The sequence below is a fragment of the Bifidobacterium sp. LH_416 genome (genome assembly GCF_056357055.1).
The window spans coordinates 175791-189325 of the sequence record NZ_JBKEVJ010000005.1 but is presented as its reverse complement, the minus strand read 5'-3'; the positions used below and the strand labels follow the sequence as shown (position 1 = coordinate 189325).

General features: G+C 55.0%; 10 protein-coding genes and 1 pseudogene. 9 read left to right on the top strand and 2 right to left on the bottom strand.

The genetic code is table 11. The features are described from left to right. Positions 1 to 88 precede the first annotated feature (88 nt). The 6 genes and pseudogenes from AC1AY0_RS10360 to AC1AY0_RS10335 all read left to right on the top strand — a co-directional run. Positions 89 to 326: pseudogene (locus AC1AY0_RS10360) on the top strand (hypothetical protein); the annotation flags it as partial. Between the two features lie 180 nt (positions 327 to 506). Continuing rightward, complete coding sequence (locus AC1AY0_RS10355) at positions 507 to 680, top strand: hypothetical protein (RefSeq protein ID WP_476526374.1); 174 nt, start codon at positions 507 to 509, stop codon at positions 678 to 680. 194 nt (positions 681 to 874) lie between these two features. Next, positions 875 to 1546 carry a hypothetical protein gene (locus AC1AY0_RS10350; protein WP_476526372.1) on the top strand — a complete coding sequence of 224 codons (672 nt, stop codon included), beginning with the start codon at positions 875 to 877 and terminating at the stop codon, positions 1544 to 1546. Positions 1547 to 1673: 127 nt separating this feature from the next. Beyond that, complete coding sequence (gene rpsO, locus AC1AY0_RS10345) at positions 1674 to 1943, top strand: 30S ribosomal protein S15 (RefSeq protein WP_109058111.1); 270 nt, start codon at positions 1674 to 1676, stop codon at positions 1941 to 1943. A 302-nt stretch (positions 1944 to 2245) separates the two neighbouring features. After that, positions 2246 to 5029, top strand: a complete 2784-nt coding sequence (locus tag AC1AY0_RS10340; RefSeq protein ID WP_476524013.1) for a polyribonucleotide nucleotidyltransferase — start codon at positions 2246 to 2248, stop codon at positions 5027 to 5029. A 581-nt stretch (positions 5030 to 5610) separates the two neighbouring features. Then, complete coding sequence (locus tag AC1AY0_RS10335; protein WP_476526371.1) at positions 5611 to 6642, top strand: hypothetical protein; 1032 nt, start codon at positions 5611 to 5613, stop codon at positions 6640 to 6642. Positions 6643 to 6838: 196 nt separating this feature from the next. Here the strand turns inward: AC1AY0_RS10335 and AC1AY0_RS10330 are convergent, their stop codons facing one another. Both AC1AY0_RS10330 and AC1AY0_RS10325 read right to left on the bottom strand, forming a co-directional pair. Beyond that, a complete protein-coding gene (locus tag AC1AY0_RS10330) occupies positions 6839 to 7558 on the bottom strand; it encodes an ABC transporter ATP-binding protein (RefSeq protein ID WP_476524011.1) in 720 nt (239 codons plus the stop codon). 44 nt (positions 7559 to 7602) lie between these two features. Next, positions 7603 to 9342: an ABC transporter permease gene (locus AC1AY0_RS10325; RefSeq protein ID WP_476526369.1), complete on the bottom strand. Its 1740-nt coding sequence runs from the start codon at positions 9340 to 9342 to the stop codon at positions 7603 to 7605. Positions 9343 to 9623: 281 nt separating this feature from the next. On the opposite strand from AC1AY0_RS10325, the gene AC1AY0_RS10320 reads away from it, so the two are divergent. From AC1AY0_RS10320 to AC1AY0_RS10310, 3 genes are all read left to right on the top strand, one after another. After that, entirely contained in the window at positions 9624 to 10202 is a 579-nt protein-coding gene (locus AC1AY0_RS10320) for a LemA family protein (protein WP_476526368.1), read from the top strand. Then, positions 10202 to 12499, top strand: coding sequence for a DUF2207 domain-containing protein (locus AC1AY0_RS10315; protein WP_476526366.1), 2298 nt, complete (start codon positions 10202 to 10204; stop codon positions 12497 to 12499). The genes AC1AY0_RS10320 and AC1AY0_RS10315 overlap by 1 nt, the downstream gene beginning before the upstream one ends. A 367-nt stretch (positions 12500 to 12866) precedes the next feature. Next, a complete protein-coding gene (locus AC1AY0_RS10310; RefSeq protein ID WP_476526365.1) occupies positions 12867 to 13529 on the top strand; it encodes a hypothetical protein in 663 nt (220 codons plus the stop codon). Positions 13530 to 13535: the final 6 nt, after the last annotated feature.

Below are 13535 nucleotides of genomic sequence, written 5' to 3'. Positions count from 1 at the left end.
GTTAAGTCGGTTCAGATAATACGTACTACTATCCCGAATCATGCACGTGCTGTTGTAGTAGCCTTCCAAATGCAAGTAAGGGATGATAATGGCCAGTGGCGGAGGGGTATTCAGCCCCGAGGAAATTAAATATTTAAAGTCGTTGCCGTCGGTAGCGGGAGCCACCTCGAAACGCATTACATATACCGACGATTTCAAACGCTATTGCATAATTCACTACAATCAAGGCGCGTCTCCAGTACGCATGTTCCGCGAAGCTGGGCTGGATCCTGCTCTGATTGGTTATAAGCGTATCGAACGGTGTATTGCACGTTGGCGTGAACAGCAAGACGAAATATTGCAATCAAATTCCACCAAATTAAACCCTAAAAATGGCCGGGGGGGGGGTATCTTCTTCGGCTATTTTTCAGGAAAACAATGAGCATAAACCAGTAGAATCTGATTTCCATGTTTCCCCCGAACGCCGCGCAATCGTACTGCCATTGAACAACGCGGACGGCGCTGTGATGGACAACGATCTGCGTGATCTGCTGATTTCGCAGCAAGTTCGTCGCATTGACGAGCTTGAACGTCAAGTAGACATGCTGGAAGCGCTGCTGCACACTGAACAGCACAAAAATCAAACCCAGAGTACTGAATCAACCATTGACAATAATGCGGCCCAGCAGGCAGAGTCATAAATCAGCAGATGATTAGCAAAAGCGGCTGTGCATAGTGCTCATTGCGAATATCATGCCAGCTTGCAGCAGATAATACTGTGCAGGCTGGCGGGCACGCTAAGATAGGCACCGCAATCAAACTGCAACTCACTCACAGAGCAGCAGGCTTATGCGGCAGACTCATGCGAGTGAATTACTAATGGGCGAGGCGGCGCATGCAAAAGGAACCGAACGAGGCTACGGAAATCGTGGGCGGCAAAGTCGAAACCGTTGAGGTGTCCAAGCACCCTGAGGCGTCGATTCCCGTCACCGAATTATCGCTGGCGGATATCGAACGTCGGCGGGCACATCCGGCACGCTGGATTGCCGTCATCGTCGCCGCTTTGGTGGCCATTATCGCGCCGTACTGGTTCGGTCGCACGCTCGCAGTCAATAACACATATGCTGTAGTCGCGGCATTAGGCGGAATCGAACCGCGCGGCATTGCCTTAGTGGGCTGGGCGGTAGTGGTGATCGCGTACGTGGGCCTCGCAATGGCCATAGTCGTATCGCCTTCCTGGCCATGGCTAATCGTATTCGTAATAGGACTTGCAGCCGAACAGTTTATTGCAGGCCTGAGCATGCTCAATCTGAACTTCTGGTATTCCACATACGTGGTGTACGGCGATCAAGCGAACGTATTCAATGCTGCAAACCTTGGCATTTTGGCCGCCGCAATAGCCATTGCTGTATACGCAGTAGTATTCGTAGGCTTACTAGTCATTATTAAGAAAACTTCGCCGCTTAACGTACTGACCAAAAGCTGGGCCAGTTTTATTCTGTACTTTGCGATTGAAGCGTTGGCTTTGTTCGTCGTACTGTTTGGTGGATTGCTGACTACTGTGTGAGGCTGCGCATTTGCAGTCCGCCCCCTGCCGTAAAGTTCTCATTTGGCGTGATTTCGCCCGCGGATAGAGAGCGTTTCGAGCGAGCCCGCACGAAACACCGCGCAACGACACAATTAAGGAGGATGCCGTGGCACTGACGGCTGAAGAGAAGACCCAGATTATCAACGAGTACGCAACGCACGAAGGTGACACCGGTTCCCCCGAGGTTCAGGTTGCCCTCCTGTCCAAGCGCATCGCTGACCTGACCGAGCACCTGAAGCAGCACAAGCACGACCACCACTCCCGTCGTGGTATGCAGCTCATGATTGGTGATCGTCGTCGTCTGCTTGATTACCTCAAGCGCGTCGACATCAACCGTTACCGCTCCCTGATCGAGCGTCTGGGTCTGCGTCGATAATTACAGACTTCCGCCCGAGTGCCTAATATGGTGCTCGGGCGTTTTACATACGCCAGCCAACGGCAACAACAACAAGAGGGTTAGAGGATAGGCCACAAAACAAGCACCGCGCGGCATCGAGTCGGGTGCTGAAGTTCACGTAGGTAAGGCCGACAAGAGAACCTGAATGAAATGGGTTGACACGAGGAGCGGCGGCCAAGGGGCCAGCCGGAACAAGGTATGTGACGTCCGCTGAAGAGGACATGCGGCATGAAGCCGCACTGCATGTAGGAATAAATAGATAAATAAAAAGGAGGAACCCTATGGAGGGTCCCGAAATTAAGGCCGTTGAGGCCGTAATCGACAATGGATCGTTTGGTAAGCGCACGCTGCGCTTCGAGACCGGCCGCCTTGCACAGCAGGCCGATGGTGCTGTGGCCGCCTACCTCGACGATGATTCCATGATTCTGTCCACTACCACCGCTGGCTCCAGCCCGAAGGAGAACTACGACTTCTTCCCGCTGACCGTGGATGTGGAAGAAAAGATGTACGCAGCCGGCAAGATCCCGGGTTCGTTCTTCCGCCGTGAAGGCCGCCCGAGCGCTGAGGCTATTCTCGCTTGCCGTATTATCGACCGCCCGCTGCGCCCGCTGTTCCCGCACACGCTGCGCAACGAAGTGCAGGTTGTGGAAACCGTGCTCGCCGTGAACCCGGATGATGCTTACGACGTTATCGCTCTGAACGCCGCCTCCGCTTCCACCATGATCTCCGGTCTGCCGTTCTCCGGCCCGGTTTCCGGTGTCCGCCTGGCTCTGATTGACGGCCAGTGGGTCGCCTTCCCGCGTTGGAGCGAGCGCGAACGCGCTGTGTTCGAGATCGTGGTCGCTGGCCGCGTGATCGAGAACGGTGATGTTGCTATCGCTATGATTGAGGCCGGCGCTGGCAAGAACGCTTGGCACTTGATCTACGATGAGGGCCAGACCAAGCCGGACGAAACCGTTGTGGCTCAGGGCCTCGAGGCTGCCAAGCCGTTCATCAAGGTGATCTGCGACGCTCAGAACGAGCTCAAGGAGAAGGCCGCCAAGGAAACCAAGGAATTCCAGCTCTTCCCGGAGTACACCGACGAGCTGTACTCCCGCATCGACGAGATCGCTCACAAGGATCTGGATGAGGCTCTCTCCATCGCCGAGAAGCTGCCGCGCCAGGATCGCATCCACGAGATCAAGGAACACGTGCGCGAGGTTCTCGCCAACGAGTTCACCGACATGGACGACGCCGAGAAGGACAAGGAGCTCGGCAACGCGTTCAAGGAGCTGCAGCGCCAGATTGTGCGCCGCCGCATCCTGACCGAGGACTACCGCATCGATGGCCGTGGCCTGCGCGATATCCGTACCCTGTCCGCCGAAGTGGACATCGTGCCTCGCGTGCACGGCTCCGCTCTGTTCCAGCGCGGCGAAACCCAGATTCTGGGCGTCACCACCCTGAACATGCTCAAGATGGAGCAGCAGATCGACGCTCTGTCCGGCCCGCAGTCCAAGCGTTACATGCACAACTACGAGATGCCGCCGTACTCCACCGGTGAAACCGGCCGTGTCGGCTCCCCGAAGCGCCGCGAAATCGGCCACGGTGCTCTGGCCGAGAAGGCTCTGGTGCCGGTGCTGCCGAGCCGCGAAGAGTTCCCGTACGCCATTCGTCAGGTCTCCGAGGCCATTGGTTCCAACGGTTCCACCTCCATGGGTTCCGTGTGCGCATCCACCCTGTCCCTGCTCGCCGCTGGCGTGCCGCTGAAGGCTCCGGTTGCCGGCATTGCTATGGGCCTGGTCTCCGGCGATGTTGATGGCAAGCACATCTTCAAGACCCTGACCGATATTCTGGGCGCTGAAGATGCCTTCGGTGATATGGACTTCAAGGTGGCTGGTACCTCCGAGTTCATCACCGCTCTGCAGCTCGACACCAAGCTCGACGGTATTCCGGCCGACATCCTGGCTGCCGCTCTGCAGCAGGCTAAGGAAGCTCGCACCACCATCCTCGAGGTCATCAACGAGTGCATCGACGGCCCGGCTGAGATGAGCGAGTTCGCTCCGCGCATCATCACCACCACTGTTCCGGTTGAGAAGATCGGCGAAGTCATCGGCCCGAAGGGCAAGATGATCAACCAGATCCAGGAAGACACTGGTGCTGAGATTGCCATTGAGGATGACGGTACCGTCTTCATCTCCTCCGAAGGTGGCGAAGCCGCTGAGAAGGCCAAGCAGATTATCGACTCCATCGCCAACCCGCACGTGCCGGAAGCCGGCGAAACCTACAACGGCAAGGTTGTGAAGACCACCTCCTTCGGTGCTTTCGTGAACCTCACCCCGGGTACTGACGGCCTGCTGCACATCTCCCAGATTCGCAACCTCGCCAACGGTGAGCGCATCGATTCCGTGGAAGACGTGCTCAAGGAAGGTGACAACGTTGAGGTCGTCGTGCAGGGCGTTGACGATCGCGGCAAGATCTCTCTGGCTATTCCGGGCTTCGAAGATCAGGAATCCGGCGCTGGCTCTCGCGGCGGTTCCCGCTCCGAGCGCGGCGATCGTGACGACCGTCGTGGTGGCCGTGGCTCCCGTGATGATCGTCGTGGTGGCCGTGGTGGCCGTGGCTCCCGCGCTGATCGTGATGACCGTGATTTCGATCGTGACGATCGCGATGATGATCGTCCGCGTCGCCGCCGTCCGGTTGACCACGACGATTTCGAGGACGATTACGATGATCGTCCGCGTCGCCGCCGCTCCGCTGATCGTGATGACCGTGATTTCGATCGTGATGACCGCGATGATGATCGTCGTGGTGGCCGTGGCTCCCGTGGCTCCCGCGCTGATCGTGATGATCGTGATTTTGATCGTGATGACCGCGATGATGATCGTCCGCGTCGCCGCCGCTCCGCTGATCGTGATTTCGATCGAGATGACCGTCGTTCCTCCGGCCGTGGTCGCGGCCGCGGTTCTGACCGCAACCCGCGCTACGCCACCGACGACAACTACGACGATTACCGCGCCGATCGCGAAGAGCGTTCCGAGCGTCCTCGCCGCCGCGTGCGTCGCGACTTTGATCCGTTCGAGGACTAAAGTCCTCTCACGGATCTTTCGCGGCAAGCCGCTCACTTCGCTTACGGGAAGCCCACTGGGCTTCCCGCTTCACGGCTCAGCATTCGAGGACTAAAGTCCAAAGCGTCGCCATAGGTGATTAGAGAGATTTCCCTCTAGAACTAGAATGCCCTTGCATTGCTACTGCAGTGCAAGGGCATTTGTGTATTTGGTATGTGCCACGCCAGCGCAAAAAGTGCATTATTGCGCCAGCGTGGCACAAGACCCCATGATCCAACACTGATTTCTCCCATAAATCGTGCCACGCTGGCACACATTATCGATAATATGCATTGGTGTGGCATGAGAGTGTGCCACGCCAGCGCAATAACGCACTTTTTGCGCTGGCGTGGCATTCCAACGAGTCGTCAACGCATTTGTGCTCCATCGTTGTGCTTCTTCGTTGTGACGTTGTGGTTGCGTTGTAGTCGTTTCAGGACATCAATTGCCCAGTCCGGTAAGTTATCCACCGTCTTTTCCACAACAAATGTGCATAACTGAAGCTAGAACCACATACCCCGTTTCAGCTTTCCTCGTAGGGGCTCGTTCGCTACCGTGAACATATGAGCATGTTTATCAATGACGATATTGTGACCGAGCCTCCACCGTGGGTATTCGAGGAAGACGTGATGCCACAGTATGGAGAAGACACCGCTCCAGCGTCAATGTGGAATGCTTTGAATTCGCGGCAAAGAGAGACTCTGGCTCAATGCACCAAAGAAGCTGACCGGCTCGGGCAGAATTTATTATTTGGCATGACAACTGCATTGATATTACACGGAGTGCCACTTCCCGCGGACTGTGATTTGGATAATTCGCGACTACACACAGTGTCAGGTTCAAGAGAGAAACGTGTCCGGTCAAATAAATCCATGTTATGTGCACATGTATGGAAGTTTGTGCCACAAGCACATAAATCGCAGTTGAGCACAAGAGTATTTGTGCTTGATGTGTTCCACGTATGGGCGCAGATGGCGAGTCATATTTCATTGGAATCGCTCATTGTGCTTGGTGATTCCATTATCACTGTTGTGAGCCGCCGGCGTAAGTGCGATGCCGAGCAGGTGTATCGCGAATTAGTGCAATTTATAAAATCGCTGACAGGATTTGTTGGCCGACCATTATGTATTCGGGCGTTGTCTTTGATTATGCCTGGTTCCGCATCTCCAAAAGAATCCGAAAAGCGGATTTCATTGCGTTTGCATGGTATTCCGCAACCGATGCTGAATTACGCAGTTCCTAATGCAGTGTTTGCCTCTTCCGGGGCAGCGATGACGCTTGATCTTGCGTGGCCGCAATATAAAGTCGCGGTGGAATATGACGGCGACCAGCATCGTACTGATAAGACGCAGTGGCGTAATGATCGGGAGAAGCGAGGTAAGCTGGTAGGGCGTGGATGGCTGATATTTACTGCTACGGCTGCAAGTCTGGCAGATGATGATGCGCGAGCAGAATTTGCATTCCACGTTGGTCGTGCACTTACCATGCGCGGTGCGCAGTTCGTATTCCATTTGCAGGCTTTGCCGATTGAAGTGCTGGCTCCATTACCAAAGAAGATTGATTGGGCTGCATTGGAATCGAAAAATGGGCAATGATGAAGTGCCACGCTAGCGCAAATCACTCATTATTGCGCTGGCGTGGCGAGCGCCATTGATGAACAACCGCGTTTTTCTTCATAAAATGAGCCACGCGAGTGCAGATTATCGATAATCTGCACTGGCGTGGCACAATCTCCTGCCACGCCAGCGCAAAAAGTGCGTTATTGCTCCAGCGTGGCACAGACGGGTAGGCCTACCGTTCGCGAAGTGGGGCGAGCTGGAAGACTTCGTCGGACTGGGCGGCGACTTCGGGGCTGTGCGTCACGATGATTACGCATTTGCCTTCGTTATGTGCCAAATTCTTGAAGATCGCCATGATGTCGTCCTGTGTGGCGAGGTCGAGATTGCCGGTGGGCTCGTCGGCAAGAATGATTTGCGGATCGTAACTCAACGCACGGGCGATGGCCACACGCTGCTGCTCACCGCCGGAGAGGTGCAGAATGCGTTCGTTGAGATATTCCGGTTGCAGTCGGACCTTTTCAATAAGCTCTGCGGCGATTTCTTTCTTCGGCTTATCGAAGGTCTTGCCGGAAGCGTCCATGGAAAGGATGATGTTTTCCGCCACGGTTAATGCCGGCAGGAGATTAAAACTCTGGAAGATAACGCCAATATCGTGGCTGCGGAAACGGTAACGGTCGGCTTTGGCTAAATCCTCGCCATTGTGCAGTACGCGGCCTTTGGTCGGAGTGGTAAGCCCAGACAGCAGCGACAGCAGCGTGGTCTTGCCCGCGCCGGACGGTCCGGTAATGGAAATGACGCGGCCCGTACGGAAGATATAGTTCTTGTCGATCAGCACGCGCTTGCCGCCCTTGCTGTAGGAGTAGGAAACGTGCTCCAGTTCCAATGCTGCCTTGACGGTGGGAGCATCCGCATCGGCTACTGGTTCGATGATGGTCTCAGTTGCAGTGTCCATAATGATTTCCTTGATGAAACAAACGTTAAGTGGTGCAATAGCGCTTACGAACGATCGGCGAGAATCTGCAGCGGTTCATAGCGCATGACGAACACGATGCCTACCAGTGCGGAAATCAGCGTCAATCCAAGGCCGATGAGAATCAGCTGGCCAACGACCGCCAGGTTTACTGTGGCGTTGATTTCACTGACGTAATTCACCGCCTGACGCATGCCGCCCGGGCCGCCTTGCTGGGAAGGCTGAGCGTTCGTGCTGGAGTTGGAGGAATTATTCGAATCCGAGGAGCTGGAATCAGAGCTGCTCGGATTCGAGGAACCAGAGCTAGAGCTATTGCTTGAGCTGCTGGATTCACCCGGTGCGCCGCCCATATCCGCTGCGCGACCGAACTGCTGCTGCTGGCTGGATGCTTCGGATTCCTGAGCGGACACCTGCGAGGCCAGCAACTGGTTCGACACTGGCACGGAAGCCACTGCACCGCCGGCCACGCCAAGTGCAATACCGCACATCGTCACAATCAGTAGCTCAATCACGAACTGCGCTGCAACTTTGGCTTTCTTCACGCCGATTGCGGTCAGTACGCCAACCTCATACTTGCGCTCGCGGATATTAAACAGGTTGAGCACCACCAATACTACGGCGCCCACCACGAGCACCACAATCAGCAGGGTCAGTGCGAACTTGGCGAGATTGTCGAGCGGCACCAGGCTGGACTCATACTGTTCCACATCGGCGGACTGCACGGTGTAGGTGTCGTCCAAACCGGCGGCCTCTACGTCGGAAGCGAAGGTTTCGTAGTCGTCCGCGCTGGAGAGCACGTACGTGTAGTTGAGCTGGGTAGTGGTGTTGTCGTTATCGTCGTTCGCGGTAGTGTCGGCATCCAGGCCAAGTGACTTCAGTGTAGAAACCGAGGTGTAAATCGCGTTATCCGCATCCTGCGAAGTGCCACCCATCGGGCCCATGGCGTTGGTGTTGCTGGAGGTGGTGTTCTCGTAAATGCCGCAAATGGTCAGCGTGTAGGTGAGCGAAGTGTCGCTCGGGTTGGTCACGGTGATGGTGTCGCCCACGGAGAGGTTGTTGAAATCGGCCAGATTCTTGGAAATGATGACCTTGCCGTTATCGGATTCTCCGTAGCCGAACACAGAACCGGACGACATCGTGAAAGTGCCGTTGGATGCGTTGGCAATAGCGGTGTCCGAAGAGAAGCCTGTCAGCGTGAAGTCGCCGGAGGTCATCATGTTGCCCTTGCCGCCGCCCATCTCGCCGCCTTGGCCGCCACCAGGTCCTTGCTGCCCATCGCTAGGAGCGGCGGAATCAGAAGAGCTGGAATCGGAGGAACTGGAGTCAGAAGAGGAGTTCGCAGCATTCGCAGTGCTGGATTCAACCGGCTGGAATGAATCAGTGCCGGAAACGCCAGTGCTTTCGGAATAGTAGGAGCTTACCGGAACGCTGGAAGCCTTCTTGTATTTCTGATAATCGGCCAGCGTAAGGCTGCTGTTCTCCAATGCGCTACGCATGGAGTCAAAGTTCGGCGTGGAATCGCTCGAAGAATCCGAGGAACTGGACTGCGATTCTCGCGCCTGTTCCATCAATTTGCTGCGATCCACGCTAATGGTGGCGGTTACTGAAGTGCTTGCCAAGCCGGTTTCGCGAGCGGTGCTTGCCGCGTTGCGAATGGCGAGGCCGATGGTTGCTGCAGCGGCAATAATTGCCACGATGAGCACGATTAAAATATTGCGGCCCTTGTTCCGTATCACGGTTTTCCAGGCGTTATTCAACACGAACATAATGGGTCCTTGTGCATGGTTGTACTCTTGCAGATTCCGCTCAGCGCATGGCATTGCCGGAATCTCTGCCCTTTACTATCGATGGTTATGGTGATTGCGCGCTGGTGCAGGGCTGACAACAACTGGCGAACTCCGTTGCACTTGACTGAGATGTTCCTGAAGGTCAGCTGAATCGAATGCCAATCATGCAACTCCAGAAGTTCACCGGGCGCTCCTCGCTTTTTGCGCTGAGTCGTGGAAGAATGGACACGAGCAGAGTTTGGGCTGGCAAGGGGGCAATTATGAGCATCGGTGCAATCATTGGCATTGTTATCGTCGTCATCATCATTGGTGTGATTGGTTGGGGCATTAGCGCATACAACAATCTCGTCACGCTGAAAAACCGCGTGAAGAATGGTTGGGCGCAGATTGATGTGCAGCTGAAGCAGCGCGCGGATTTGATTCCGAACTTGGTGGAGACTGTGAAAGGCTACGCTTCGCATGAATCCGCAGTGTTCACTCAGGTGACGCAGGCTCGCGCGGGTGCTGTGGCCGCTGCTAACGATCCGAATGCAACTGTTGCGCAGCGTACTGCCGCTGAAAATCAGCTGTCTCGCGCGCTTATGAATCTGCAGGCTACTGCGGAGGCCTACCCACAGCTGCAGGCCAATCAGAACTTTATGAGTTTGCAAGGGCAGCTTAAGGAGCTGGAGAACAAAATCGCTTATGCTCGCCAGTTCTACAACGATGTGGTGTTGAAGCTGAACACTGTGATTGAGACTGTGCCGACGAACATTATCGCGAATCTCTTCCACTTCGAACAGGCGCAGTACTTCCAAGTGGACGAGGCCTCGCGCCAGGTTCCGCAGGTTAAGTTCTGATGAAAAAGCGACTCATCCGTGCCACGATCATCAGTGTGATTATCACGCTGATGGTCGGCGGTATTTTCGCGATATTTGCGTTTGCGATGGCAGGAGGCGGAAGTGCTGCCGATCTCAGCTATCGTACGCTTGACTACGACGCCACCATCACCCGCGAGGGCGATCTTACAGTCACGCAGCATATCGATGTGAAACTGCGCAAGCGCACCGATAGCAACGATGACACCAAGCCATGGAAGCAGTTGTATCAGCAGTACACATTGCGCTCCAGCAATCTCACCGATATCAGTGATATCTATGTGCGCAATGTGACCGATGGCACTACCTATCAGCAGCAAACTGAACTAAAGCTCCCCAGTGATGTGGCTTCGGATAGTCAATGGGATTCCGATTACGCTGGTCACTGGTATATCGCAGACGTGACAGCCGGCGAATATGATGCTCATCCGTACACTCCCGGCGAGGATGCGCTCCCTGTTACTGCGGCTGACGGCTCGGATGCTACGCAGAAAACCGTGGAGATTGGCTGGAATATTCCAACCACTGTTTCCGCGGATTCGATGAAATTCGATGTGTCCTTCACCATGCACAACGTGGCTACGCAATGGGATGACATTGCAAGCCTGCAATGGGAGCCGTTCGGTAAGAGCAACCCAGTGCCTATTGGCACGGTTAGCGGAACTGTGCATTTCCCCGATGACGTCACCGCAGATACCTCGTGGGGTTGGCTGCATACCGAACGCACGTCTGAGACACGCAGAACCTCAGACGGCAGCCTCGCATTTAAAGCGTATAACGTTCGTTCCGGCGATTATCTGGATGTGGTCGCTGCCTTCAAAGCAACGCCGAATGTTACTGGTATTGCTCGTCACGAATCCGGCAGCCATTTGAATGCGCTCAAACAAAGCGAATACGAGCAGGAGCAACAGTGGCGCGATAAGCAACGCACGATGGCTCGCGTGCGACTTGGCATTTGGATTGCAACTGTGGTGCTCGGTATCCTCTTCTGCGCGTGGGGCATTTGGGCTGTCATCCGAAGCAATAAGAACTCGAAGTACCACGGGCCTATTGAATACTGGCGTGACGAGCCCGGTATTAGCCCGGCTTCGGCTGCCCGGCTTATCGATGTGGTGGAGCCGTCCAAACGGTCGCAGACTAATCGTGGGCTGACTGCTACGATGCTGTCGCTCGCGGTAAAGAAGGCTATCGCCATATATCCGGGCCCGGCGGATATGTATCGCGGCATCGATATGAGCAAGGCCACTCCTGTGGGTCTCAGCCACATGATCGACCGCACGCAAGGCATGCGGCATGCGGCTCGCACCACGAGCACCATTGTGATTCTGCCGGATGCCATCGATGCAATACCGAACCGCGAGCAGTTTGGTCTGTGCGACTCCGAAAACGCGCTTCTGAAACTCCTGATTGTGATTTCCAAGCGCATCGGCTCCCCGGTGTTCGACCTCACTCAGATGAACAACACGTGCAAGGGTTGGAAGAACGGCTATATAGAGCTCGACAAATTCATTGGAGCATGTGATATCGAATACGCGCGCTTGAACGCCTCCCGCACGCGCGGTTGGCAATCGATTGTGGCCGGTATTTTTACAGCAATGACTGGCTTTACCGCGATGTTGAGCAATGCGCTTCTTGGGTACGCGATGGTGGGCATCATCATCGGTGTGCCGTTGTTCGGTATTGGTATGTTCTGTACGTTTGCGGGCGCAACGCGCGAGCTGACTGAGCAAGGTCAAGAGATTGCTGGCAAATGCTTGGGATTGAAGCATTACATGCAGGACTTCTCGAGCTTTACTGATCGAGGTGCTGCTGATTTGGCACTGTGGGATTGGTACATGGTGTACGCTGCCGCGTTTGGTATCAGCGAACGTGTGGCTGCCGAGTTGGCCAAGGCTTACCCACAGGTGACTGATCCACGCTGGCTTGACGAGAATGCTTCTGATTCCACGCTGTACTGGTCGTATCGTACGCATAGCTGGGATGACAATGCCCACTATGGATACGGTGCGCGCGTTGGCTCGCACAACGGCGGTCTTGCTGAACAGTTCGGTGCAGGTTCGCTATTCGGGGGCAATTCGTATGCGGCTGATTTTGGTGATCTCGGCTCGCAGCTGTCGTCCGGATTTGCAGACATCACCTCCACGATCGATGCTGCGGCGCCCAGCTCATCAAGCAGCAGTGGTGGCTTCAGCTCCAGCTCCAGTGGCAGCTTCTCCAGCGGAGGCGGCTTCGGCGGTTCCTCCGGCGGCTCCGGCGGCGGTAGCTTCGGCGGTCGCTAATTTCGGCAAGAGCTGTCGGTGTGTCGTAGCTGACTACGTAATTTTTGTCAAGTATTTCATGCCCTTTTGCGCGTCCGCATATTGGCTTAATTCCGTACTGCGGTAAGGGAAACGGGGGTATGGGTTAACGGAGTTAATTTTCTGCAACCGTTTGCATCATTGAAATTGCAACGTTTTCATTCGTTAATTTGTTCCTTGGTAGGGGGTATTGTGTGCACTATGGGGGTCTGAGAGAGCCCTGTGAGTGTGCTCAAATGTGTGCTGCAGGGTGGCGGTTCATCTCGGCGGGCCTACTTGTAACGAGAAACAAGGGAGTTCAAGGATGCTTCGCCTGCTAAATACAACGGTTGGACGAATATGCGTGGCAATGCTGGCCACAATAGCCATGCTGGTAACGGGGGTAAACCTCACGCCTGAGGCCAATGCAGCTGAAACTGCATATAATCCAAAAGCATCAAGCGTAGAAGTCACCAGTGGTGTGACAGTAAAAATCTACAAAGACAAGAATCACACACAACCATTCGATCCAGACAACGATGTGGCGGCAGTCGGCCAAACGTTCTACGGCAATATCAGTTTTGATTTCAGTGATAAGGAAAAACCGACGCTTGATAGTCCGACTCGTTCTTACACGTTCCCTGAGAATATCAATGTCAAAGATGTAAAAGAATCCACGCTATATGATGCGGACGGCAATGTGGCCGGTACTTGGTGGATTTCCAACGGCGTAGTCTCTGCACAATGGAATGAAGATTGGCTCACCTCGCACCCCTCTGATATCACCTCGTATGTGAGCTTCGACTTCACCCTCGGCGAGAACGCTGGTGGAGACGGCAATAAGGAAGATATTCATTTCCCCGGTGGCGGCGGTGACATCACCATCACTATTGACAAGTCCAAGGTGGGTGGCGACAAGGACTATGAGCTCAACGATGACGGTACCGTTACGTTCACTGTTACGCTGAAGCCGCAGTTCTCCGTGAAGAACATGGTGGTCACCGACACGAGGGCTCCAACTTCACGTTCGTAGACGGCT